Source organism: Halopseudomonas pelagia, assembly GCF_009497895.1.
Taxonomy (GTDB): domain Bacteria; phylum Pseudomonadota; class Gammaproteobacteria; order Pseudomonadales; family Pseudomonadaceae; genus Halopseudomonas; species Halopseudomonas pelagia_A.
Genome location: NZ_CP033116.1, coordinates 1,304,405 through 1,328,801, shown reverse-complemented (window position 1 = coordinate 1,328,801; position 24,397 = coordinate 1,304,405). Strand labels below are relative to the sequence as shown.

Genomic DNA, 24,397 nt, shown 5'->3' with positions numbered 1-24,397 from the left:
GGGGCTGGCATCGCGGGCCTTAAGCCAGGCGCTTAACTGGCCAGCCTGAAGGTGATATAGCTTGCCCTGCCCTGACGTATGACACGCATGGAAACAGAACGATTGGTGGGGAGATCGGCGGTGATTTTTTCGAATGCATCCACCGATTCAACCGGCTGATTGTCCAGATTGGTGATGATGTCGCCGCTACGCAGACCGACCATCGCGCCCGGCCCCTGACGCACCTCACGGATGATTACTCCCGAACGCACGTCCAGATTGCTTTTCTGCTCCTCGGTCAACTCGGCTACCACCACACCGAGGCGGTTATCAGCGCTGGCCGGCGCACTGGTAGAGGGCACAACGGCAGCAACGCTATCATCCTCCGGCAGAGCACCGATCTCCATTTTCAGCGTCTTGCGTTTTTTATCACGCATGACGACCAGCGTGGCATCCTCTCCAGGGCGAACGCGACCTACAGCATGCGGCAGGTCGGAGGACATGATGATCTCCTCGCCATTGAAGCTGAGAATCACATCCCCAACCTGCAACCCGCCTTTTTCAGCTGGACCATCAGGCTGGATCTGCGCTACCAGTGCGCCAGCCGGCTTGGGCAGACCAAAAGATTCGGCCAGGTCCTTGTTGACCTCCTGGATCACCACACCCAGCCAACCGCGCTGGACGCTGCCGTCCTCCTTCAATTGCTGGACGACGTCCATCGCCACGTCGACCGGAATGGCAAACGACAGTCCCATAAAGCCACCGGACCGGGTAAAGATCTGTGAGTTGATCCCAATTACCTCGCCATCCAGATTGAGCAGCGGGCCACCGGAATTGCCGGGATTGATGGCCACGTCGGTTTGAATAAAGGGGACGTAGCTTTCATTCGGCAGACTGCGCCCTTTGGCACTGACGATGCCGGCGGTGACTGAATAGTCAAAACCGAATGGCGAGCCTATTGCCAACACCCATTCACCCGCCTTGAGATCAGAGGATTTACCCATGCGCACCACGGGAAGGTCGTCTCCGGCTTCAATCTTCAGCAGCGCCAGATCCGAACGTGGATCCGCCCCCACCAGCTCGGCTTGAAGCTCACGCCGATCGGACAGCCGCACGAAAATCTCGTCCGCGTCGGCAATCACATGATTATTGGTCAGTACGTAACCATCTTTGGAGAGAATGAAACCTGAACCCAGCGATTGCGGCGCTTCTCGCTCGCGTGGCGCTTGCGGCCCTTGCTGCGGAAAGCTGCGCTCGAAAAACTCGCGAAACAGCGGTGGCATACCTTCCAGATCAGGCATACCCGGCGCCATGCCTGATGGCCGGGATACGGCTTTCTGGCTGGTACTGATATTGACGACGGCGGGGGATACTTCCTCAACCAACTCGGTAAAATCTGGTAGACCTTGGGCCATGCCCAGGGAGGACCAACCCAGCAGCAGCGAGCTAGTCGCCACGATCATCCAACGTTGCATTGACAACATGTGCACCTGATCTCCTATGAAATGAAGGCCTCAGGGCATCGTCAGCGTACGGTCGCTGGTCACGATGCCGCTAGGCGACATAACGCGCATGATACGGGGTTGCATATCCGGATTGCTGCGTTGCCGCCAAGCGTACCAGCGTACGCCCGCGAAACCTGAAGCCAGACCAAAAAAAGCACAAAGAATTATCCAGGGCTCGGACAAGCCCGCATTATCTGCCAGCAAAGCGGCACTGAAAAGTCCGATCAGAGGTAGGATATACATATACAGCGAAGCGTTGACAACGGCGTTTTCCGGCAGACCGATCATGACCTGATCGCCCACTTGCACCGCTTTGTCGGAGAGCACGCGGATGTAGCCTTGTCGCGCCCCGCCACCAAGCCGCTGCAACAGCGCCTGGCCACAGCCGGCCTTGGCCTGACAACTACCGCAGGTGCTTTGTCGAACCGTTTCCACCCAGGCAGCACCGGGTTCAAAACTGACCACCCTGCCCTGCTCCTCGATCACGGCTGAACGCTCTCAGCTTCAACCGTAAACGAATCGGCCACACGCTCGGCAGCGACTGCCGGCACTTCGCCTACCACGGTTGCCAGATAATCACCTTCTGCACGCGCCAATCGGCGACTGATCGCGACTGTAGGCCCGAGCTGAGCACGTAAATCATCTGCTAATGTCTCCGCTCCCAGGGGCTCGACGAAAACCGTCAGGCGCGCCAGACCATCAGTGAATACCTGAGTAATTACCTGTCCGTCACTATCGTCGAGAGAGCGAACTTCACGATGCCCCAGAACGAATCCTGGTGGTAACCAGCCGGGCATCCAGGCTTCACCCGCGTCAGCGCGTTCGTCGGTGCTCACTGGCACTGGCAAACAGATACTGCTGGGTTCAAGCGCTTGGTCTGGCAGCTCACCGACGTTCAGAGAAGCAAATTGAAAGCGCTCCAACAGGACATCACGTTCGTTGATCAGAAGGGATTTGAGCAGCAAACCAGTTTCCTGGTCCAGATACAGCTCATAGGCATAACGGAAGGGATCGCGGGGTTTAACCGCAAGAACGAATACTGGGCGGTTCGCTACCCGGGTCGAGCCGAGCATCTGCAGCGTGTACCAGTTGTGCAACAACTCCAGCTGCTCGGACAACTGGCCACTGGCTTTCCAGGCAGAACGCAGGCCAACGGAACTGGTGCAAACCAGGTCCCCATTGCGCGTCAACCATTCCTGCGGCTCTCCATCTGCCTGCAGCAGACGTTCACTGGTCTGATCGCCCTGACGCTGGCGCCACACCTGGTGCGTACTGAAGCTACCTGTGCGCTCGTAGACAAAAGACCCGTAGTAGCTTTGCTCACGGGCCGCATCCACCATCCGCTTGAGCAGATCATGCGGCTCCTCAGCCAGCACCGGAAGCGTCAGAAACAGGGCCGCTATGGGCGCACCCCATAGCGTCAATCGCCGTGTTACTGACATAGATTGCACCCTATTTGCTTTCCAGACTCGCCGCCCGTGCATAAGGGAGCAACTGAGGCGCTTCAAAACGCGAGCTGTGCTCAGCGTGCTGACGCAGATAGTTGCCTATACGCTGCTCCTGCCATGCGGATGGTGCTTTCTGGTCTGCCACCGCGTCGCCAGTCATCTGCGGATGCTGGGAAAACCCAGCCAGAACCGCACCACCCTGAGAAGCGGGAGCGACGGCCGGTGCGACGGCCACAGGAGCATCAACCACCGGCGGCAGGTCAGCGACCATAGCCGGATCAGCCGGAGAGCCGTCCTGATTGAACATGTTGACGCCCACCAGAACTGCCATCGTCACCGAAGCAGCCACGGCAAGACGACTCAGATTCTGCCATACGCGTGGCGATTTTGGCGCCGCCACTGGCTCTGGTTCGCTCGCAATGACAGCGGCAATACCCGCGGACAGGTCGATCTTCGGCTGCCAGGGCTCCTTATGCATTACGGCGCGCGCCATCTGATAACGATCCCAGGTGCTACGCAGCGCTGGATCGCTTTCGCTGGATTGGAGCACGCGACGGATTTCAAGCTCATCCGCTTCGTTATCCATCAACGCGGAAAGAGATTCCTGCAAGGATTGATTGCTCATCGCTTTACCTCTGCTAGTGACCCATAACGGGCTTTTTGCACCAAACACCTACCGCGATCAGTCTTCGATCAGTGGCTTAAGTGCCTTATCTATTGCCTCACGTGCTCTGAAGATTCGGGATCTCACCGTACCCACAGGGCAATTCATAACCGCGGCAATGTCTTCATAACTCAGACCCTCAAACTCACGCAAAGTTAGGGCTGTTCTCAAATCATCGGGCAATTGCTGCAAGGTGCGATTGATCATCTGCTCAATCTCGTTGCGCAACATGTCCCGTTCCGGCGAGTGAATATCCTTGAGGGCGCTGTCGCCATCATGGTACTCAGCCTCATCGGCCGCTATATCCGAATCCGGCGGGCGTCGTCCTCGGGCCACCAGATAGTTTTTTGCCGTGTTGATCGCTATGCGATACAACCAAGTGTAAAAGGCACTGTCGCCACGGAAATTGGCCAGAGCGCGGTAAGCTTTAATAAAAGCTTCCTGTGCTACATCCTGGGCCTCGTGACTGTCATGCACAAAACGGGTAACCAGAGCGAGAATCTTGTGCTGATATTTCAGCACCAGAAGATCAAAAGCTCGTTTGTCACCACGCTGAACCCGTTCGACCAACTGCTGATCGGTCTGCTCAGTCATTCAGCAGCTCCCAGCAGCGCAACGGCCTCAGCCTTGCCTTGTTGTGATAGACCCGCAATGTAAGCAAAAGTTCTCCCCTCGTCAGGTTCAGCTATATGAGCAGGCGGCCAGTCAAAAGTTCCACGCCCTTATTCGTTATCAGCGCAAATCATAGCAATTATCGGGCCCGTTGCGGAAACCTCTTGTGATCCTTGCAGTATTGCGCAACCTGTTGCTTCTATATACTAGCCAGCCAAATGTCCACAGCACGCTTGAATTGAGCGCCCCGGAGTGTCATGACACACACACAGGAATATGACGTACTGGTCATCGGCAGTGGTGCGGCCGGCCTCACTCTGGCATTGCACCTCGCCGATCATATGCGTGTCGGCGTGATCAGCAAGGGTCAATTGTCCGAAGGCTCGACCTTCTGGGCCCAAGGCGGCGTTGCCGCTGTACTGGATGACACTGATACCATCGATGCCCATGTTCAGGACACCCTCGAAGCCGGTGGCGGATTATGCCATGAAGATGCCGTGCGCCAGATCGTTGGCAACAGTCGTGAGGCCATTGGCTGGTTGATCGAACAAGGCGTCCCTTTCACCCGGGAAACACGAGAAGACGGCAGTGAAAGCGATGATTTTCATCTGACCATGGAAGGCGGCCACAGCCACCGCCGTATTATCCACGCCGCAGATGCTACCGGCGCTGCCATTTTCAACACCTTGCTGCTCAAGGCACAGACACACAGCAACATCGTTTTGCTGGAAAACCGTGTAGCGGTGGATCTGATTACCAGTGGCAAGCTCGGCCTGCCGGGTCAACGCTGCCTTGGCGCCTATATTCTCAACCGCACCAGCGGTCACGTGGAAACCTACGCTGCGCGCTTTACCGTGCTGGCCACGGGCGGAGCAAGCAAGGTCTACCTCTATACCAGCAACCCCGACAGCGCTTCCGGGGACGGCATTGCCATGGCCTGGCGCGCTGGCTGCCGCGTCGCCAATATGGAATTCAATCAGTTCCACCCTACCTGCCTGTACCACCCCAAAGCCAAGAGCTTTCTGATCACTGAAGCCTTGCGCGGGGAAGGCGCGTTACTCAAGCTACCGGATGGCACGCGATTCATGCCGCGCTTCGACCGGCGTGCCGAGCTCGCGCCCCGGGATATCGTCGCCCGCGCAATTGACCATGAAATGAAGCGGCTCGGGCTGGATTGCGTGTTTCTGGATATCAGTCACAAGTCCGCCGATTTTATCCGCAGCCACTTCCCTACCGTGTATGAACGCTGCCTGACCTTCGGCATCGACATAACCCGCGAGCCGATTCCAGTGGTACCTGCCGCGCACTACACCTGCGGTGGCGTGGTGGTAGAGCCCAGCGGTCGTACCGACTTGCAGGCGCTCTACGCTATTGGTGAAACCAGCTTTACCGGCCTGCACGGCGCCAACCGCATGGCCAGCAACTCGCTACTGGAGTGCATTGTCTACGGCCGCTCGGCCAGTCAGGATATTCTGCAAAGCCTGGACAACTATCCAATGCCAACCGACCTGCCAAGTTGGGATGAGAGCCAAGTGACCGACTCGGACGAGGACGTGATCATCTCGCACAACTGGGATGAGCTTCGCCGTTTCATGTGGGATTACGTGGGGATAGTACGCACCAACAAACGCCTGCAGCGCGCCAAACATCGGGTGGATATGCTGCTGGCGGAGATTCACGAGTTTTACAGTAATTACACGGTGACACGCGACCTGCTCGAGTTGCGCAACCTCGCGCTGGTTGCCGACCTGATTATTCAATCAGCCATGCAGCGCCGCGAGAGCCGCGGCCTGCATTACATTCTTGACTACCCTGACCTGCTGCCGCAGGCCGAAGACACTATTCTGCAGCCATCCAACGTTGGCGACTGAAACGCAAACGCAGGCGCAGCCGGCGCAGGGCATCCTCTGCTGCTGCATCGGCCGGCAACACCACCGACACTGGCCACCAACGTCCTGGCTCGCGCAGGCGCACCACGGTCAGGAATGCGCTAACGAAGGTATCTGCCAGCAGCCGGGCTCCGGCTTCGGAGCCATCACGGCGCAAGACATGCCAGCCATGGCTGTCAAATCGCAAGCCGGTGACCGAACTCGCATGGCGCAGGCTGACCTGTCGCGGCCAGACCCAAAGGCCGTAAGCCACCACCACCAACATCATTCCAACTGCCAGCAAGCCGGGTATGGCACTGCGATACAGCGCCACAGCGGCCAACAGCGAAAAGATCACCAGCGCTGCGCCGAGGAAGCGCGAGGGCTGGCGTTGCAGTAACAGATAATCAGTTTGGCTGAACACGGTCTAGTATCATCCTTACCATGCGCTTCAAGTCGGGGTCATCCGGTTCACTGCGCTGCATGAACCAGCCGAACATATCCTGATCTTCACAGGTCAACAACTTGCTGAAACGTTCCTTATCCGCCGGCTCAAGATCACTGTAGGCTTCCTGAAGGAAAGGTAGCAACAGCACATCCAGTTCCAGCATGCCGCGACGGCTATGCCAGAACAAACGTTTCATTTCTATATCGGCCGACATCAAACATCTCCGCAATGGGTTGAAAACGCGCCGTAGCGCACACACATCATTATAGGCGCAAGGCAACACTGACAAGCATGCACCATAGTCCTATGATGTAACAGCTGACTACACCAGACAATTCGAGTCCTATGACCGCAATCAACCCGCTAGATCAAACCTTGTCCGAACGCTTTGCCGTATCGGACGTCGATGAACTACCCGCCACCGGGATCACCTGGCTGTCCCACGAGGGCATTCTGGCCGTAAGCGGTGCTGATGCAAACCGCTTTTTACAGGGGCAATTGACCTGTGATGTAAGCGTGCTGCCTGATCCGGGCAGCACCCTGGGAGCACGCTGCAATCCCAAAGGCCGAATACAATCGAGTTTCAGACTGCTGCGCCTTACAGCAGATGCCTACCTGCTGGCTATGCATAAAGAAGTGCTTGAAGCCCAGAGCGCCGATCTGGGGAAATATGCGGTGTTCTTCAAAACCAGCATCAAAGACGCCAGCAGCGACTGGGTGCGCGTTGGCTTGTGGGGCGACGCGGCCGAGGCAGCGCTGCGAAAGGCCGGCCTGATCCCACCAGAGAATATTGATGAGGTCACCTCCTGCGCCACTGGCAGCGTGGTTCGCGTGCCCGGGCTGCATCGTTTCGAGATCTGGCTACCCAGTGAATCGGCAGTCAACACACTGGACCAGCTGCAGACGCTTGCGACCCCCACAGCACTGAATGCCTGGCAATTGCTACAAATACGCAACGGGCTGGGCGAAGTCAGTGCGGCGACCCGCGAGAGCTTTATTCCACAGATGCTGAATATGCAGCTGTTCGATGCCGTCAGCTTCAGAAAGGGCTGCTACACCGGGCAGGAAATCGTCGCCAGAATGCAGTACCTGGGTAAACTCAAGCGACGCATGTTCCGGCTGCTGGTGGACGGACAACAGCCATTGCCAGCCGGTACGCTTGTCGTCAATCGTGAAAATGGCCAGACGCTAGGGGAAGTGGTCTCCAGCGCACGAGGCAACGCACAGGTAGAAATATTAGCCGTACTGCAAAAAGATGCGGCACAATTGCTACAATTAGCTGCAGGAGATAGCAATGGGCCATCACTGGCCGTCGCCGACCTGCCCTATGATACTCAACTGGTCGCCAGTGAAGACGACCCGGTTAACTGAACAAGGAAACAACCCATGACCGATCTGGCACAGCGCGTACAGGATGAGTTGATCCAAGCCATTGAAAAGGACCAGCTGGTTCTGCCCACACTGCCAGAGGTAGCGCTGCGGGTTCGTGAGGCAGCCGAAGACCCGGACGTCAACATTGCCCATCTGGTGCGCGAGATCAGTAATGATGCCGCGCTCAGCGCGCGCCTGATCAAGGTCGTCAACAGCCCGCTGCTGCGCACCCGGCAGGAGATTACCGATCTAAGCATGGCCGTCAACCGCATGGGTATTACCTACACAGCCAACCTGGCGACCGGCCTGGCCATGGCACAGATGTTCCAGGCGACTTCGGATGTGATTGATCGCAAGATGCGAGAGGTCTGGGGCCGCAGTACCGAGGTAGCGGGCATCAGCCACGTACTCTGCCGACACTACACCAAACTCAAGCCCGACCAGGCAACGCTGGCCGGCCTGGTTCATCAGATTGGGGTATTGCCAATCCTCAGTTACGCCGAAGAGAACGATCAGCTCCTGGCCGATCCAGCCAGCCTGGATCTGGTGATCGAACGCATCCACCCGATTATCGGCGATCGCATTCTGGCAGCCTGGGATTTCCCGGTACCGCTGCGGCACGTACCCACACAACATCTTGATTTCAATCGCAATTCACCGACAGTGGATTACGCCGACATCGTCCAGGTGGCGATGCTGCAAAGCCTGAGTAGCGAACATCCGCTGGCACAGATGGACTGGAACACCATCCCCGCCTTCGCCAAACTGGGTATCAGCCAGGATGACGATGGCGAGGAAGAAGACCTGTCAGCGGAAATGGAAGCGGCTATGGCGCTGCTAGGCTAATCAGCACAAAGCTGATTAGCGATTCCGCCATTGGGGTGGGCGCTTCTCAAAAAAGGCGTTGACCCCTTCCAGCGTATCTTCGTGATCGAACAGATCAACAAAACGCTCTCGCTCCTGCGCCAGCAGACTGTTCAACGGCTGCTCACGCGCGCCCTGGATCAGGGTCTTGCAGGCTTTGACCGCCAACGGGCTTTGCCGCCCGACCTGAGCTGCGAGCCTTAACGCAGTAGTGAGCGCCTGGCCCTGCTCCACCACTTCTTCTACCAGACCAATACGCTCGGCCTTGACGCCATCAATGCGCTCACCGCAAAGAATCATTCGCTTCGCCCAGCCTTCGCCGACCAGCCAGGCCAGTGCCTGGGTACCACCGGCACAGGGCAGTAGACCCACGCTGGCTTCAGGCAGCGCCAGCTGCACCTGACGCTCGGCAATACGGATATCGCAGGCCAGGGCGCACTCCAGGCCGCCGCCCATAGCGTAGCCATTCAACGCAGCAATCGAAACTCCGGAAAAATCTCGCAATGCTTCAAAGGCCTGCCCAAAGAGGCGAGCCATCAGCCGCGCACGGGCCTTGTCGCCATCGGCGAATAATTTAAGATCGGCGCCAGCGGAAAAGAAACGCTCACCGCGGCCGGTGATCACCAGAGCATAGATCTCCGGGTCTGCACTCAGGTGCGCCACCAGTTCGACCAGGCCGTGCAGGGTATCGGTATCCCAGGTATTGGCAGGCGCGTTATCAATGGTCACCAGCGCGGTATGCCCGACCTTCTGCACTACCAGCTTGTCAGTGCGCGGTACCAGAGCGGTATAGGGTTGCAATGCATGATCCATAAAACACTCCAGAACAGTAAAACAAAGGGTAATTTCTAGACTGCGCCATCCGGTAAGCGCCAGTCAATCGGTTGCCGCCCGTGCTCCTGCAGGTAAGCGTTGGCGGCGGAAAAATGCCCGTTGCCGATAAATCCACGGTGCGCCGAGAGCGGAGAGGGGTGCACTGACGTCAGCACTTTATGGCTCGACAGATCCACCTGCCCCGCTTTTTTCTGCGCGTAGCTGCCCCAGAGCATGAATACCAGATGCTCATGCTCCTTGGCCGCAACCTCGATCACTTTGGTGGTAAAGGTTTCCCAGCCTTGGCCGGCGTGGGCGCCTGCGTTGGCCTGTTCGACCGTCAGCACGGCATTAAGCAGCAACACACCCTGCTCGGCCCAGCTTTGCAGGCAGCCGTGCTTGGGAATGGGCAGCTCCAGGTCGCGTTGCTGTTCCTTGAAGATATTCTGCAGCGAAGGTGGTGGATGTATCCCCGGCGGTACGGAGAAGCTCAACCCGTGAGCCTGACCTGGCCCGTGATAGGGATCCTGACCGATCATCACCACCTTGAGCTTGTCCAACGGCGTGCTGTTGAGCGCATTGAATATCAGCGGCCCCGGCGGAAAGATCACCTTGCCGGCGGCCTTTTCTGCCAGTAGAAAGGCGCGCAATTGCTGCATGTAAGGCTTCTCGAACTCATCACCCAAAGCCGCTTTCCAGCCTGATTCCAAGGCTACATTGCGCTCGGCCACATGACCCTCAGGCATGGTCACTCCGCTACCGGTACCGACTGGGCATTGCAGCGCACGACACGCTCGCGGCCATCGACCAGCAGGCCAGACAGGCCGTTGTGCCGGTTGTCATGCAGCACCAGAATGCCGTCCACACATTCAGCCACCTGGTTGGCAGCGCGACTGCGCATCTGCCCGGCCTCGGCCGAACCTACGGTAACCAGACTGAATTCTGCCACCAGCATACCTTCCTCTTCGCGGGTGAAATTCAGGTAACCATAGGCGTACAGAATCATCACGGTGGCAAACACCGTGGCAAAGAAGGTCAGAATTATCGGCAGCTTATTCAGCTCTCTAGTCTCGCTCACAAATGGTTTCCTTAAAGGATATTCGCATAATCAGCTTCGATTCGATCGAGGCTGAGATTGTTCAAAAAGCCGGAAAAACACATCCAGGCACTCAATGCATTCAGATCTGCAAAAGGCTCAGGCAGATAACGTGGCGGTACCACCAGCCCCTCCTCTACCAACTGCCCCAGCGTGCGCATATCTTCCAGCGTAGTCTTGCCGCAGAACAGCAATGGAATCTGCTGCAACTTGCCTTTGCGTACCGCCAACTGGATATAGTTGTAGGTAAGAATAAAACCCTTGAGATACGCCAGATCCTTGGTAAAAGGCAGACCATTACTGCTGGATCCACGAAACACGCGGCTGGCGTTGGTGTAGCTGTTTTCCTTGGAATAATCCTGTTCACGATAGAACTGGAATACATCGAGAAAGTCACCGCCCGATTCAGCCAGCTGAATTGCCCGCGTGCGGTCAGTCAGCTTGCGCAGGCGCGCCGGATAGGAGGCAAAGGTGATCACTTCCATCAGGATCGCCAGACCTTCCTGAGTAACAGTCGAAGACGGTGGTCCCTTGGCCAGGAAGGTGCAGATGGGCTGGTGCTGCCCATTCAAACTGGTGGCCACATGCACCATGCCTTCATGCACGGCCAGAATCTTCAGGTCGCGTTCGTTGAACATCGCGTCGCTGCGGATTTTGATGTAATCGGCGCCCGCCGCGGCATCGGCAACAATACCGTCAGATTCGAATACACGTACCGCCTGGTCATCCGGGAACGCATCATTCATGCGTTCCTGGAGAATCGCCACCGCTTCGGGCGCGGCAATGATCTTCGGCTCTCGCCCCAGGTCAGTACCGATATTGGTCAGCGATTCACTTAGCATGATGCTCAGATCGGTCAGGGTTGGATCACCGGCATGGAAGGCATCGGAAGCTGAGCCGTACAGTTCCTGGGAGATAAAACCCATATCCGGTGTACCGCGCGCTTCGAGCATGCGAATGACCATGCGGTATTCCTTGCACATGCGCCGCATGATCTGCCCGACCGGATTAAAGGTGCCTAGTTGGCGGGTGATATCCCGTTCTATTTCCTGAAATACCTGGCGCATCACGCCAGGGTCGAAACCCAGGGGACGCTGGGCGTAATAGTCAGGACCGACGTCTGGCAGGCTTTTGCAGCGCTTGCGAAAGAATTCTTCACGCAGGCTGTCGTCCCACTTGATCGCATCCAGAATTCGAATCGGCGACTGCGCCTCGACAATGCGGTCAGACAGACTGCGGATGACCAATTGGTACTGTTCGCTCTGTTTTACCGTCATATTTTTCCTGCTGCTGGTGGTATCGGTGAGGCTTTGCGCCTTGCTTCGACATTATTGTGATCTGTGCTGCAGTGCAACGCTTGGTGATCTTCGGTCTTGTGCAGCGCTTGGTTATCTACGATGCAGTGCAACGCTCGGCCGGGCAACCCCCAGGCTGGACACGCTACGAGCCGTCCATGGGGCTCATCAATGGCCATCCCTGGCCATTGACGGTCCAGCCTGGGGTTGCCCGGCACCGCGGTAGAGAATGAGCACTTCCGAACGAAAGTCAAAACCGGACTGTACGAACCGTTCCCTGTCCCGGTTCCACTTCCGCTTCCACTCCAGATTCGCCGGAAACCTGATCGACGCACCCTCTGCGAAAGGCGAGGTTGGCCAGCCCCGGTGTCGGTCCGTCGATGGCCAGGGATGGCCATCGCCGAGCCCCATGGACGGCTTGTAGCGTGTCCGTCACCGGGGCTGGCCAACCTCGCACTCACCCCAGAACAACCCGATCAGGTTTCCCTGCACATACCTAAAAACTAACCCTGAGCCTCAGGCCGCATATGCGGAAACAGAATCACATCCCGAATCGAAGGCGCATCCGTCAGCAGCATTACCAATCTATCAATACCAATACCCTCACCCGCCGTCGGCGGCATACCGTACTCCAGGGCGCGGACGAAATCGGCGTCATAGTGCATGGCCTCATCGTCGCCCGCATCCTTGTCCGCCACCTGGGCATGGAAGCGCTCGGCCTGGTCTTCGGCGTCGTTAAGCTCCGAATAGGCGTTGGCAATCTCGCGGCCGCCAATAAACAGCTCGAAGCGATCGGTCACGCTCGGGTCATCATCGCTGCGACGCGCCAGCGGGGATACCTCGAACGGATAGCGGGTGATAAAGGTCGGCTGCTCCAGCAGATGCTCAACCCGCTCTTCGAAGATCATGACCTGCAACTTGCCCAGCCCCTCGAAACCTTTCACATCGGCACCGGCTTTCTTGGCAATCGCGCGGGCTGCGTCCAGATCCTGCAGGTCCACAGCACTGACATCAGGGCAGAATTTGAGAATCGAATCGAATACCGACAAACGCGCAAAGGGTTCGCCGAAGTGGAAGACCTTGCCCTGGTAAGGCACATCGGTGCTGCCCAGCACATCCATGGCCAGCTCGCGGAACAGCTCCTCGGTCAGGTCCATGTTGTCTTCGTAATCAGCGTAGGCCTGGTAGAACTCGAGCATGGTGAACTCAGGGTTGTGCCGGGTTGAAACGCCTTCGTTACGGAAGTTGCGGTTGATCTCGAACACCCGTTCGAACCCGCCGACGACCAGGCGCTTGAGATACAGCTCCGGCGCGATCCGCAGAAACATCGGCAGATCCAGCGCGTTGTGGTGCGTCTCGAACGGCTTGGCCGCGGCGCCACCGGGAATGGTTTGCAGCATCGGTGTTTCCACTTCCAGGAAGTTGCGCTCGGCAAGAAACTTGCGGATATGCGCAATCACCCGCGAGCGCACCAGGAAGGTGTCGCGAGTGTCTTCGTTGACAATCAGATCGACATAACGCTGACGATAGCGCTGCTCGGTATCGGTCAGGCCGTGGTGCTTGTCCGGCAGCGGACGCAGGGATTTGGTCAGCAGTTGCACGGAGGTCATGCTGACATACAGATCGCCTTTGCCGGAACGCGCCATGACGCCTTCAGCAGCAATGATATCGCCCATATCCCAATGCTTGATCGCCTCCAGCGTCTCGGCCGGCAGCGTCTTGCGATCAACGTAGACCTGAATGCGCCCCGTCATGTCCTGGATCACCATGAAGGCGCCACGATTGAGCATGATACGCCCGGCGACTTTGACCGGAATCAACGTCTCGGCCAGCTCTTCCTTGGTCTTGTCGGCGTAGGTCTTCTGCAGATCACCAGCATAGCTGTCGCGACGGAAGCGGTTCGGGAAGGCGTTACCCTTGGCACGCTCGGCCGCGAGTTTTTCCTTGCGCAGGGAAATCAGGCGGTTTTCTTCCTCGGGGAGGGCTTGCTGGTCATTCTGCTGATCGGTCATGTCGGGTATTTCCAGGGGTTGCAATTCAATTCAAAGGAAGTTGATAAGCCAGGGACGCTGCGGCTGAAACGGGCCTTACAGGCCCTGTTTCAGACTCGCTTCGATAAACTCGTCCAGATCGCCATCCAGCACCGCGTTGCAGTTGCTGTTCTCGATATTGGTGCGCAAGTCCTTGATCCGCGATTGGTCTAGCACATAGGAGCGGATCTGATGGCCCCAGCCAATATCGGATTTGGTATCTTCCAGCGCCTGCGCTGCCGCGTTGCGCTTCATCATCTCCTGCTCATAGAGCTTGGCACGCAACATCTTCATCGCGGTATCACGGTTGCCATGCTGGGAACGCTGGCTCTGACAGCTGACCACGGTGTTGGTCGGTACGTGGGTGATACGCACGGCCGAGTCGGTGGTGTTGACGTGCTGACCACCAGCGCCCTGGGAGCGGTAGGTATCCACGCGCAGATCCGCCGGATTGATATCGATTTCGATATCGTCATCAATCTCTGGCGAAACGAATACAGCAGAGAATGAGGTATGCCGGCGATTGCCGGAATCGTAGGGGCTCTTGCGTACCAGGCGATGCACGCCGATTTCCGTGCGCAGCCAGCCAAAGGCGTACTCGCCTTTGATAAAGACCGTTGCGCTCTTGATGCCCGCCACTTCACCGGCAGAGAGCTCGACGATTTCGGTTTCGAAGCCGCGCTGGTCGCACCAACGCAGATACATGCGCAGCAGCATATTGGCCCAGTCCTGGGCTTCGGTGCCGCCGGAACCGGCCTGGATATCCAGGTAGCAGTTGTTCGGGTCCATCTCGCCGCTGAACATGCGGCGAAATTCGAGCTTTTCCAGGCTCGCCTGCAGGCGGGCGAGTTCGGTGACGATGTCCGCGACCGCAGATTCATCTTCCTCTTCGGCAGCCATTTCCAGCAGTTCACCGGCGTCTGCCAGGCCCGAGCTCATTTCATCCAGAGTCTCAACGATCTGCGCCAGTTGCGCGCGCTCCTTGCCCAGCGCCTGTGCGCGCTCGGGATCGTTCCATACGGAGGGGTCTTCGAGCTCGCGCTCAACTTCAGTCAGACGATCATGTTTGTGATCGTAGTCAAAGATACCCCCGAATGGTCTCGGAGCGGCCACGCAGGTCTTTGATGGTATTCAGAATCGGATTGATTTCCATGGTGACAAATCCCGTCAGGAAAAAGCCGCCATTGTAGCGGATTTACTGCCTTCGGTGCAGTACTACCGTACCGAAGACAGTGAACCCTGCGCACTACCTAGCGCGGTAACACGCGGATAAACACGATGGTACCTATGCCCCAGCAGGCGTTCAGAATGAAGCCAATCACGAAGCGGCCTGGCAACTGGGCCATATCAAAGCCCATGCCCTTGAGCGGGAACACCACCAACAGCGCCACCAGCGTCAGCACAATACCGCCAAACAAGGCGGCCTTGAGCCAGATCAGGCCGGTACCGATGCGATCCAGCAAAGCGATCATGACCAGCGCCCAAAGCCCGCCGAAAAACGCCCCGGAAATAACCGAGGGCACACCCAACGGTTTGGTAGCTGCCAGATTGAACGGCGCAAAAGGCACTACTCCGGCGGCATGGAGAAGCCCCAGAGCAACCTGATGAAAACAGAACACCGCGAGAAATCCCGCGACAAACACCCATATCCAACGCTGCATGCTCACACCTCGTTATTATTGTGATTTTGGCTATTCATTACCCCGACTGCTGGCAGGGAGCTTGGCTTATTTCCCTGCGCAACGTCTCAAATATAGCAGGGATCAGCGCGCTCGATGCTGGCTTACTGTTGCAAGGCTTGATGCAGATCACAGCGCCTCAGCAACCGGCTTCTATACTGGATCGAACCCGTTAACTACGAAGATGCCGGAGCCTTGACGTGAGCCAGCTACTACCCGACCAAAGCACCCTTGACGCTCACGCTGAGCAGTGCCCGGAGTTTGCCCGCTGGCGCGAAGACCTGGGCGTTATAACTCACGCGGCAATCACGCAAGCGTCGGTATACAGGCTTGCCCATCAGTTGGTTCAGAGCGGCCAGCAACCGGATGTGGCAGCGGTTTATCAACTGATGATCGCGCTGGACCAGATCACCAACGCCGGTATGTGGCTGGTGGTGCATATGACCTATGCCAAACGTTGCCATGTCGACGGCCGCAAACTGGCCGCAGAGGACTTCAAATCCCGTCCTGAAGGCCACACCGGCGGCGCACTGAATATGGTCCCCGCCTACGCCAGCTACCTGGCACTGAACAGCCTGACCGGGCACACGCGCAGCTGGTTGATGGGTCAAGGCCACTGTGTCGCGGCCATCGATGCGCTCAATGTGCTGGTCGGCAACCTGCTTCCGGAGCAAGCCCAGCGCTATGCAGGCGGTTCTGGACTGGATCAGTTGCTGAAAGATTTTTACAGCTACGCACAGCTTCCTGATGGCCGTCCCGCCGCTCCGCTCGGCAGTCACGTAAACCCCTACACCGCTGGCGGCATTATCGAGGGCGGTTACCTGGGTTTTGCCGAGCTGCAATATGCACATATGCCGCTGCCAGGTGAAACTCTGGTTGCCTTCCTGTCCGATGGTGCTGCCGAGGAACAGCGAGGCAGTGACTGGATACCCCGCTGGTGGCGGGCTGAAGATTGCGGCACGGCTTTGCCGGTGATGATCGCCAATGGCCGACGCATCGAACAACGCACTGAACTGGGTACGGAGAAAGGACTGGATGGCTTTGCCGCACACCTCAAGGCTTGCGGCTTTGATCCGATCCGTTTTGACGGCCGCGATCCGGCCGCTTTTGTCTGCACGCTGATGGAAATGGAGCGACGTCTGGAGCACAGGGTTGGCGAGTATCGCAGCGGCATTCTGCGTTACCCATTACCGATTCCCTATGCGATTGCCGAAACCACCAAGGGGTTCGGGTTCTACGGTGCCGGGTTAAACGCCGCGCATAACCTGCCGCTACCGAGCAATCCGCGGCATGATGCCACCTCGCGCGAATTGTTTAATCAGTGTGCAACTCAGCTGTGGATTGATCCGCAGAGCCTCAGCCATGCGCGCAAGCAGTTACACAATCATGCGCAGACTGCGCGGCCGTTGGAGCGCGATCACCCTCTGGCCACCCGAAATCCGCCGCATCCTGTGATTCCGCTGGTGGAGTGGAGCAACCAGACGCTGTCACCGATGCAGGCGGTGGATCGCTTTTTTGTTGCCTTGGTCGAGGCCAATCCCGACCTGCGCGCCAGGGTCGGCAACCCCGACGAGCTGGCGAGTAATCGTCTCGGCGGCGTGCTGGAGGCATTGAAGCATCGGGTCTGTGATCCGGAAAGTGCACTGGAGGCAGTTGACGGCCGGATCATTACCGCACTGAACGAAGAAGCCGTCGTCTCTGCCTGCCTGGGCAACAAGAGCGGCTTGAACCTGGTCGCCAGCTACGAAGCCTTTTGCGTAAAGATGCTCGGGGCCATACGTCAGGAGCTGATTTTTGCCCGGCATCAGCGCGCTGTAGGGCGCCCGGCAAAATGGCTCGGGTTTCCCGTGATCGCGACGTCGCATACCTGGGAGAACGGCAAGAACGAGCAATCCCACCAGGACACCACCTTCTGCGAAGCTCTACTCGGCGAGATGCATGACGGCATGCGCGTTCTTTTCCCCGCTGACTACAACAGCACGCTGGCATTGCTGCCCGGCGTGTACCAGGCTCGAGGCCAGATCAGCTGCATGGTGATTGCCAAGCGCGACTGCCCCGCCAGGATGGACCCGGCCCAGGCGCGTCTTCTGGCTGCGCAGGGCGCCATCATCTTGGCCGAGCACCGCGGGGCGACCGAGCCACTGTTGCTGATCGCCAACGGCGGCTATCAACTCGGGGAAATGCTCCGCGCCAGCCAGCGCCTGACTGCCCATAATCAAAGCTGGCGGCTGGTCTACCTGCAGGAGCCTGGCCGCTTCAGCGTGCAGCGCGACAGCCTGGAGGGCCAGTGGGCCGCGCCAGCAGAGCTACACGAACAGTTGTTTCCTGCGGCGCTAAAGCATCGCGTTCTACTCTCGCATATGCGTCCCGAGATACTGCGCGGGCATTTGCATAACCTGCTGCCGTCAGCTCCGCACAGCCGGGTTCTGGGCTATATCAATCAGGGCGGCACTCTGGATGAGGCCGGAATGCTGTTCGCCAATCGTTGCAGCTGGGCCCATGTACTGGTCGCCGCAGCTGACGTACTAGGCGCCAACCCGCAGGTGTGGATGGATGAACACGAATGGTCAGCGGTAAATGGCCAGGGTAATCCCGCATTGCTGCGCTAGAAGCTTAATGTAGCAGCGCCGGTGCAGCACTGTGGAGATCGAAATCCGGGTCCAGCATGCTGTCGAGCAGGGGTTTGGTTAAACCGGCTGGTTGCGGGCGGCCGAACCAGTAGCCCTGAACAAACTGACAGCCCTCGGTATGCAGAAACTCCATCTGCTCGGGGGTTTCGATACCTTCGGCAATGATATCCATACGCAGGCCACGCCCCAGGCCGATGATCGCCCGGCTGATAGCCTTGAGGCGTTCATCCCCGGCGGCTTTGGTGATAAAGCTTTTATCCACCTTGATGATATGCAGCGGGTACCGGTGCAAATAACCTAGCGACGAGAAACCCGTGCCGAAATCGTCCAGGGCAATGCGTACCCCGCTATTTTCCAGCTCGCGCAGCGTCGCCAGGGTTTCCGGACCGTCCTGCATCAACAGGCTCTCGGTGATTTCCAGCACCAGGCTGGTCGCCGGAAAACCTGTTTCAGCCAGCACCCGTGCGACCACATCGGCAAAACCGCTTTCCTGCAACTGGCGGCTGGAGAGATTGACCGAGCAGCGTAGTTTCTTGTGACCATTGGCATGCCAGAGCAACACCTGGCGGCAGGCTTCACGCAACACCCATTCACCCACTTCGACGATCGCCCCGGTTTCTTCCAGCACCGAAATAAATTCATCCGGCGGCACCAACCGATCACCCCGTCGCCAGCGCAGCAGCGCCTCGACGCCCACCACCCTGGAACGCGAAGCTGCCACTTCTACGATCGGCTGGTAATAAATTTCAAACTGGTTGCGGCTTAACGCATCGTTCAATGCATTTTCCATTTCCAGGCGATGGTGCGCATCGCGTTGCAGCGCATCACTGTACAGCGCCATCTGCGCCTTGCCGGATGCCTTCGCCAGGTCCAGCGCCAGATCCGCCTCACGCAAGGCATCCTGCTCCCGATCATGCCCCTTTAGCCCTGCGACGCCGATACTGGCGCTGAGTGTCAGGCGCCGATTGCTGACCATGATCGGTTGATGCAGCGCATTCATGATGTGTTTGGCGACCATCTCGGCATCGCTGGCCACAGCCATATCGTCCAACAGCACGACAAACTCATCACCGCCGAATCGGCACAGGTGATCGCCTGGTCGCAGGCAGCGCTCAATGCGATTGGCCACCTGGATCAGAACCAGATCGCCGGTGTGATGCCCCAGGCTGTCGTTGATCAGCTTAAACCTGTCCAGATCGATAAACAGCACCGCCGCATGCCGAGCTCCGGGCCTCGACTGACGCTGCGAGGCCTGTAGCAAAAGCTCGTTCATACTCTGCCGATTGGGCAGACCGGTGAGTGGGTCGTGCAGAGAAGAATGAACCAGCTCGCGCTCTGCCGCTTTGCGCTGACTGATATCGGTCTGTGAGCCGGCCAATAGGCGCTGGCCATGAGCATCAACGCACAACAGCCCGCGAATCAACACCCATACCAGTTCACCGTTACGCTTGCGCAACTGACATTCCAAATGTAAGTGAGGGTCATCACCGGACAAATGCCGTTGCACTGCAGTATTGAACGCATCGCGGTGGCTGAGCGGCATCAGCGCCAGCCAGTCGCCGAAACTGCACGGCGCGGCGTCAATATCCAACTCCAGCATGCATAGCCAGCGCTCGGAGACCTGCATGCGATCGTCGTCTACCTGCCACTCCCAAAGCCCGTCATTTGCTCCCAAGACCGCCCGGGCGTATCGGGCCTCACTGTCTTCCAGGGCCATCTGGCCGGCCGCCGCGTGGGTATCTACTGCCAGGCTCATATCGAAAAACACGGCTTTGAGCAGGCATCCGTATAATCGTTGAGCAATATCCGGCCGGGCCGCCCAATGATCGCTGAGCGCGGCGTGCATGTATTGGAGGTAGAAGTGATAAGCCGCCAGACAGGTTCTGGATTCCAGCTGGTCACGTTCGTGGCCGAGATTGGATAACACGCGCAGACGGATGTGCTGCATATCATAAGGTCCGCGCAACAATTGCCGACAATAGCGCAACCGCTGATACGGCAATGGGGTGAACAGACCCGGATACTCGGACGTAGAAGACAACTCGGAAAACTGACGAAGGTGCTGATGCAGTGCTTCGGCGCAAGCCAGATGCAGCTCTTCGATAACGGCAGCATGCCCGGACAGGTGCGCCAGGTGGTCGTCTTCAAGGGCAAGAATCTGCATCCGCTGCCGTATGCCGGCTGGATTGAGTCCCAGGTGCGTCTGCATTTCCTGCAACTGCTTTTTAAGATCCAGCAATACCCTGACTCCCCTCAGTCAAGCGCCGAATCGGCTCTGTCCCTGACCATCTTTCATCCAGAATGCGCGATGCCTCTCCATCAATAACGCCCATCCATCAATAGCGCTGCGCCCACTGCCGGTTTATACGAAGCTCACCCCTAAACGCAATGTGACGCAGTTAACGCTTTTGATCTGCTCAACATAAAACGCTATTTTATCCGGTTGCGTCAATCCCCCCTATGCGCGACGTATGCGTTTTTCCAGTTCCAGAATCAGCAACACCATTACCCCCGCCAGCGGCGCGATCATAAGTGCCGATGCGCTCAGTGATGCGGTCATAAACAGCCCCTGCATAAAGCTCGTATAGGTGAACAACCACTGCAGGAGCACTATGAGTACAATCACAATCCACACCGCGGGCGTACCCAAGATGCCGCGCAGCGTCAGAGAGGCGCTGTCCAGATAGCGTACGGAGAACAGATAAAAAACCTCCATGGCTACCAGCGTGTTAACCGCCAGCGTGCGAGCTGCGGCTTCGCCCAGCCCAGCCTGCAAGGCCCACTGGAAGCTGGCAAATATACCGCCGAGAAACAGCATTGAAACCAGTACTATGCGCCATACCAGAAAGGCATTCAGAAGGCTCTCGCCACTACGCCGGGGCGGTTTGTGCATCACGTCCGGTTCGGCCGGTTCGAACGCCAGGCCCATGGCCAGAACGACCGACCCAACCATATTGACCCAGAGGATCTGCAATGCGGTAATTGGCAGGGCCAGGCCCAGCAACAATGCGACGATCAGACTGGATGCCTCGCCGCCATTGATCGGCAACAGAAAGCTGATGGCTTTTTTAAGGTTGGTATAAACCGTGCGACCTTCGCTCACCGCAGCGGCCAGCGTGGCGAAGTTGTCATCCAGCAGAACGATGTCGGACGCCTCCCGAGCCGCGGCAGAACCTTTCCGGCCCATCGCGATGCCGACGTCAGCTCGTTTCAACGCTGGCGCATCATTGACCCCATCACCGGTCATGGCGACGACGCCGTGGGCCGACTGCAGTGCTTGGACCAGACGGAGCTTGTGCTCGGGACTGGTTCGCGCGAACACATCCACGCGCTGCGCCAGCGTCAGCAGTTGGTCGTCATCCAGTTTGTCGATATCCTGCCCAGTCGCGACCTCCCTGGTGTTGCGCAGACCCAGCCGTTCGGCGATTGCCCTAGCCGTGAGTGCATGATCGCCGGTAATCATCTTGACCTGAATGCCTGCCTGATGGCATTCGGCGATGGCTTCCATAGCCTCCTGTCTGGGTGGGTCCAGCAGGCCGACTACGCCTATCAGTTGCAGTTGGTCGCCCATCTGCTCCACGTTTAAAGTGCTGCTCGCCTCAGCCGGTGTGGCACCAGCCAGCGCCAACACGCGCAATCCCTGCGCTGCCAATAGATCAATGCATTGTTGCCAGCGCTCGCGATCCAGCGGCACGGAAGCGCCCTGGCTGTCGAGCACTGAGCCGCACAGCGCCATCACCTGTTCCGGCGCGCCCTTGAGCAGGATGCGTGCATGCCCATGGTGGTCGTGATTAAGCGTGGCCATGTAGCGCAGTGCAGCATCAAAGGGCACTTCATCTTGCCTTGGCCATTGCGCCAGGTAGCTGCTGGCCTCAAGGCCCGCCTTCGCGGCCAAAACCAGCAGCGCGCCTTCCATCGGATCGCCGAGCACCTTGGTATGCTCACTGCTATGGTCCAGACGTGCGTCATTGCACAAGAGCGCGGCCTGGGCGACATCCCGCAGCAGCGCGGCAGGTGGCTCGCCGGATGTGGCGTCGCCAATACGGCCTTCAGCCGCGTAGCCTTCGCCGCTGATCGGATAGATCTGAGCATCCAGTACCAACGCGGCGACCATCATTTCGTTGCGCGTCAGCGTGCCGGTCTTGTCCGAGCAGATCACCGATACCGCGCCCAGGGTTTCAATGACCGGCATGCGCCTGACCACCGCCTTGCGGTTGGCCATCCGCTGTACCCCGATGGCCAAAGTAATCGTCAGAATCGCCGGTAAACCCTCAGGTATCGCCGATACCGTCAGCGCCACGACAGCCATAAACAACTCAGGGATCGGACGGTCACCAAACTGCCAGCCGGCCAGGAATACTAGCGCCCCGGCCAGCACGATGATCAATGATAGGAAGCGGGCAAACCGGTTCATCTGCAACGTCAACGGTGTTTGCAACACAGTGACGGTTTCAAGTAGCCCCGATATACGCCCGATTTCACTACGCTCACCGGTAGCTACAACCACGCCCCGGCCAGTACCCGCACTCACCAGGGTGCCCGAATAGGCCAGGCAAAATCGGTCCCCCAGCGCCGCATCCGCCGCCTGCGGATCCAGACGTTTTTCTACCGGCACCGATTCACCGGTCAGCATCGATTCGTCGACCATCAGACCATGCAGCTGATCCAGCCGCACATCTGCTGCAATTCGGTCACCCGGCTCCAGCAGAAGAATATCGCCCGGCACCAGTTCGCTGGCATCGATATGTTTGCGCTCACCCTCACGCAGCACCATCGCCCTTGGCGCGAGCAAATGCCGAATCGCGACCAGTGCCTGCTCTGCTCGACCTTCCTGAACGAAGCCGATGACTCCCTGAAACAGGACGACGGCGAAAATGACACCTGAATCCAGCCAGTGTCCCAGCATCGCCGTGACCAGCACGGCCACCATCAACACATAGATCAGTACATTGTTGAACTGGGCCAGCAGCCTCACCCACATCGGTCGCGACTTGCTGCCGGTTAATACATTGGCCCCGTACTCTTTCAGGCGCAGGCTGACTTGTTCGGCATTCAGCCCATCCACCGGGACCTCCAGCGCCAGGCGCACCTGCTCGGCGGTCTGTGCATGCCAGTGTGCTGGCTGCGTCCGTTGCTCAGTCATGTTCAATCCTTGGTAATCGAAGAAATGCGTCAGAAGTACCGCGTTATGACTGGGCGATACGAGTGCCAGCCTGACCTTCAAGCATAGCCAGCGCGTCCTGCAAACGGCCAATAGCACTAAAGCCACCGGAGTCGGCGAAATCGCACGCCGCTTTTACCTTTGGCCCCATGGACCCCGCGGGCATGACCAGCTGTCGCGCCTGGATAACGCTGAGATGCGTTAGTGGCCTGGCGAAGGGTTTACCAAAATCGTCGTACACAGCATCGACATCGGTCAGCATCAGCAAGGCGTCAGCACCCAATTGAGCAGCCAGCAAGGCACTTGAGGCGTCCTTGTCGATCACCGCTTCCACCCCCATCAAGCTGCCGTTTTCCAGGCGCACTACCGGTATACCGCCACCGCCGGCGCAGATGATGACGACGCCGCGCTCCAACAGCAGTTTCAGTACCCGCAGATCAGGGATTTCCACCGGCCGGGGGGATGGCACCACGCGGCGCCAGTGCGGGCCATCTGCGGCAATATGCCAACCCGCCGCGGCGGCCCGGGCTTCAGCTTCAGCTCGGGTATACACCGGGCCGACAAATTTATCCGGTTTGAGAAAGGCCGGATCCGCAGGGTCGACCAATACCTGGGTCAGCAGGGTCGCGACCGGACGATCGTGCTCCAGCGCGTTTTCCAACTCCTGCTCGATGATGTAGCCGATCATCCCCTCGGTCTGCGCGCCCAGTACATCCAGCGGGAAGGATTCCTCGGCGTTGTAGGCAGCGCCTTGTAAAGCCAGCAAACCCACCTGAGGTCCATTGCCATGGGTGATCACCAGGCTGTGCCCGGCCCGTACCAGGGCTGCCAGCGACTGCGCAGCAATCTGCACATTGTTGCGCTGCGCTTCGGCCGTCAACGGCTGGCCACGCATCAACAGCGCATTGCCCCCTAAGGCCGCGACTACCAGCAT

At 58.3% G+C, this 24,397-nt stretch carries 21 protein-coding genes; 4 read left to right on the top strand and 17 right to left on the bottom strand.

Translation table 11 applies throughout. The annotated features are described in order from the left end of the window. Nucleotides 1–32 precede the first annotated feature (32 nt). From EAO82_RS06315 to rpoE, 5 genes are read right to left on the bottom strand one after another with little or no spacing between them, the layout of a single operon-like run. Nucleotides 33–1,469: a DegQ family serine endoprotease gene (locus tag EAO82_RS06315; RefSeq protein ID WP_410402931.1), complete on the bottom strand. Its 1,437-nt coding sequence runs from the start codon at nt 1,467–1,469 to the stop codon at nt 33–35. A gap of 24 nt (nt 1,470–1,493) precedes the next feature. Continuing rightward, nucleotides 1,494–1,949: a SoxR reducing system RseC family protein gene (locus EAO82_RS06310; protein ID WP_231703299.1), complete on the bottom strand. Its 456-nt coding sequence runs from the start codon at nt 1,947–1,949 to the stop codon at nt 1,494–1,496. 17 nt (nt 1,950–1,966) lie between these two features. Next, complete coding sequence (locus EAO82_RS06305) at nt 1,967–2,926, bottom strand: MucB/RseB C-terminal domain-containing protein (RefSeq protein ID WP_096346521.1); 960 nt, start codon at nt 2,924–2,926, stop codon at nt 1,967–1,969. A 10-nt stretch (nt 2,927–2,936) separates the two neighbouring features. Then, nucleotides 2,937–3,557: a sigma-E factor negative regulatory protein gene (locus EAO82_RS06300; protein ID WP_096346522.1), complete on the bottom strand. Its 621-nt coding sequence runs from the start codon at nt 3,555–3,557 to the stop codon at nt 2,937–2,939. A gap of 57 nt (nt 3,558–3,614) precedes the next feature. Continuing rightward, nucleotides 3,615–4,190: an RNA polymerase sigma factor RpoE gene (rpoE, locus tag EAO82_RS06295; RefSeq protein ID WP_096346523.1), complete on the bottom strand. Its 576-nt coding sequence runs from the start codon at nt 4,188–4,190 to the stop codon at nt 3,615–3,617. Between the two features lie 275 nt (nt 4,191–4,465). Between rpoE and nadB the strand changes: the two genes are divergently transcribed. After that, a complete protein-coding gene (nadB, locus tag EAO82_RS06290; protein ID WP_096346524.1) occupies nt 4,466–6,079 on the top strand; it encodes an L-aspartate oxidase in 1,614 nt (537 codons plus the stop codon). Here nadB and EAO82_RS06285 read toward each other — a convergent pair. Further along, nucleotides 6,048–6,500, bottom strand: coding sequence for a hypothetical protein (locus EAO82_RS06285; RefSeq protein ID WP_096346525.1), 453 nt, complete (start codon nt 6,498–6,500; stop codon nt 6,048–6,050). The two genes, nadB and EAO82_RS06285, sit on opposite strands and share 32 nt — an antisense overlap. Continuing rightward, a complete protein-coding gene (locus EAO82_RS06280; protein ID WP_096346526.1) occupies nt 6,484–6,738 on the bottom strand; it encodes a succinate dehydrogenase assembly factor 2 in 255 nt (84 codons plus the stop codon). The genes EAO82_RS06285 and EAO82_RS06280 overlap by 17 nt, the downstream gene beginning before the upstream one ends. A gap of 131 nt (nt 6,739–6,869) precedes the next feature. On the opposite strand from EAO82_RS06280, the gene EAO82_RS06275 reads away from it, so the two are divergent. Together EAO82_RS06275 and EAO82_RS06270 are read left to right on the top strand one after the other, a co-directional pair. Then, nucleotides 6,870–7,895, top strand: a complete 1,026-nt coding sequence (locus EAO82_RS06275) for a YgfZ/GcvT domain-containing protein (protein ID WP_096346527.1) — start codon at nt 6,870–6,872, stop codon at nt 7,893–7,895. Between the two features lie 15 nt (nt 7,896–7,910). After that, nucleotides 7,911–8,741 carry an HDOD domain-containing protein gene (locus tag EAO82_RS06270; RefSeq protein WP_096346528.1) on the top strand — a complete coding sequence of 277 codons (831 nt, stop codon included), beginning with the start codon at nt 7,911–7,913 and terminating at the stop codon, nt 8,739–8,741. A gap of 15 nt (nt 8,742–8,756) precedes the next feature. Here the strand turns inward: EAO82_RS06270 and EAO82_RS06265 are convergent, their stop codons facing one another. From EAO82_RS06265 to EAO82_RS06235, 7 genes are all read right to left on the bottom strand, one after another. Further along, complete coding sequence (locus EAO82_RS06265; protein WP_096346529.1) at nt 8,757–9,572, bottom strand: enoyl-CoA hydratase; 816 nt, start codon at nt 9,570–9,572, stop codon at nt 8,757–8,759. Nucleotides 9,573–9,607: 35 nt separating this feature from the next. Further along, on the bottom strand, nt 9,608–10,318 hold the full coding sequence (ung, locus tag EAO82_RS06260; protein ID WP_096346530.1) for a uracil-DNA glycosylase: 711 nt from the start codon (nt 10,316–10,318) through the stop codon (nt 9,608–9,610). 2 nt (nt 10,319–10,320) lie between these two features. Then, nucleotides 10,321–10,650 (bottom strand): hypothetical protein, encoded by a 330-nt coding sequence (locus tag EAO82_RS06255; protein ID WP_096346531.1) that lies wholly within the window; start codon nt 10,648–10,650, stop codon nt 10,321–10,323. 11 nt (nt 10,651–10,661) lie between these two features. After that, entirely contained in the window at nt 10,662–11,945 is a 1,284-nt protein-coding gene (locus EAO82_RS06250) for a flavohemoglobin expression-modulating QEGLA motif protein (protein ID WP_096346532.1), read from the bottom strand. A 521-nt stretch (nt 11,946–12,466) separates the two neighbouring features. Next, the gene (lysS, locus tag EAO82_RS06245; protein ID WP_096348067.1) at nt 12,467–13,975 is read right to left on the bottom strand and encodes a lysine--tRNA ligase; all 1,509 of its coding nucleotides are present in this window, start codon (nt 13,973–13,975) and stop codon (nt 12,467–12,469) included. 75 nt (nt 13,976–14,050) lie between these two features. Beyond that, a protein-coding gene (gene prfB, locus EAO82_RS06240) for a peptide chain release factor 2 (protein ID WP_096348066.1) occupies nt 14,051–15,146 on the bottom strand; the annotation gives its coding sequence in 2 pieces (ribosomal slippage) (nt 14,051–15,073 and nt 15,075–15,146; 1,095 coding nt in all). A gap of 97 nt (nt 15,147–15,243) precedes the next feature. Then, entirely contained in the window at nt 15,244–15,654 is a 411-nt protein-coding gene (locus EAO82_RS06235) for a hypothetical protein (protein WP_096348065.1), read from the bottom strand. A gap of 218 nt (nt 15,655–15,872) precedes the next feature. Between EAO82_RS06235 and EAO82_RS06230 the strand changes: the two genes are divergently transcribed. Then, a complete protein-coding gene (locus EAO82_RS06230; protein ID WP_096348064.1) occupies nt 15,873–18,281 on the top strand; it encodes a xylulose 5-phosphate 3-epimerase in 2,409 nt (802 codons plus the stop codon). A 4-nt stretch (nt 18,282–18,285) separates the two neighbouring features. Here the strand turns inward: EAO82_RS06230 and EAO82_RS06225 are convergent, their stop codons facing one another. The 3 genes from EAO82_RS06225 to arcC all read right to left on the bottom strand — a co-directional run bounded on the left by EAO82_RS06225 (nt 18,286) and on the right by arcC (nt 24,397). Next, the gene (locus tag EAO82_RS06225; protein ID WP_231703298.1) at nt 18,286–20,541 is read right to left on the bottom strand and encodes a putative bifunctional diguanylate cyclase/phosphodiesterase; all 2,256 of its coding nucleotides are present in this window, start codon (nt 20,539–20,541) and stop codon (nt 18,286–18,288) included. 219 nt (nt 20,542–20,760) lie between these two features. After that, the gene (locus EAO82_RS06220) at nt 20,761–23,445 is read right to left on the bottom strand and encodes a cation-translocating P-type ATPase (protein WP_096348063.1); all 2,685 of its coding nucleotides are present in this window, start codon (nt 23,443–23,445) and stop codon (nt 20,761–20,763) included. Nucleotides 23,446–23,488: 43 nt separating this feature from the next. Next, nucleotides 23,489–24,397 (bottom strand): carbamate kinase, encoded by a 909-nt coding sequence (arcC, locus tag EAO82_RS06215; RefSeq protein WP_096348062.1) that lies wholly within the window; start codon nt 24,395–24,397, stop codon nt 23,489–23,491.

Coding starts and splice junctions, on each gene's coding strand:
- EAO82_RS06305 (WP_096346521.1), bottom strand. CDS start 2,926: ATGTCAGTAACACGGCGATTGACGCTATGGGGTGCGCCCATAGCGGCC.
- EAO82_RS06300 (WP_096346522.1), bottom strand. CDS start 3,557: ATGAGCAATCAATCCTTGCAGGAATCTCTTTCCGCGTTGATGGATAAC.
- rpoE (WP_096346523.1), bottom strand. CDS start 4,190: ATGACTGAGCAGACCGATCAGCAGTTGGTCGAACGGGTTCAGCGTGGT.
- nadB (WP_096346524.1), top strand. CDS start 4,466: ATGACACACACACAGGAATATGACGTACTGGTCATCGGCAGTGGTGCG.
- EAO82_RS06280 (WP_096346526.1), bottom strand. CDS start 6,738: ATGTCGGCCGATATAGAAATGAAACGTTTGTTCTGGCATAGCCGTCGC.
- EAO82_RS06275 (WP_096346527.1), top strand. CDS start 6,870: ATGACCGCAATCAACCCGCTAGATCAAACCTTGTCCGAACGCTTTGCC.
- EAO82_RS06270 (WP_096346528.1), top strand. CDS start 7,911: ATGACCGATCTGGCACAGCGCGTACAGGATGAGTTGATCCAAGCCATT.
- EAO82_RS06265 (WP_096346529.1), bottom strand. CDS start 9,572: ATGGATCATGCATTGCAACCCTATACCGCTCTGGTACCGCGCACTGAC.
- ung (WP_096346530.1), bottom strand. CDS start 10,318: ATGCCTGAGGGTCATGTGGCCGAGCGCAATGTAGCCTTGGAATCAGGC.
- EAO82_RS06250 (WP_096346532.1), bottom strand. CDS start 11,945: ATGACGGTAAAACAGAGCGAACAGTACCAATTGGTCATCCGCAGTCTG.
- lysS (WP_096348067.1), bottom strand. CDS start 13,975: ATGACCGATCAGCAGAATGACCAGCAAGCCCTCCCCGAGGAAGAAAAC.
- EAO82_RS06235 (WP_096348065.1), bottom strand. CDS start 15,654: ATGCAGCGTTGGATATGGGTGTTTGTCGCGGGATTTCTCGCGGTGTTC.
- EAO82_RS06220 (WP_096348063.1), bottom strand. CDS start 23,445: ATGACTGAGCAACGGACGCAGCCAGCACACTGGCATGCACAGACCGCC.
- arcC (WP_096348062.1), bottom strand. CDS start 24,397: ATGCTGGTAGTCGCGGCCTTAGGGGGCAATGCGCTGTTGATGCGTGGC.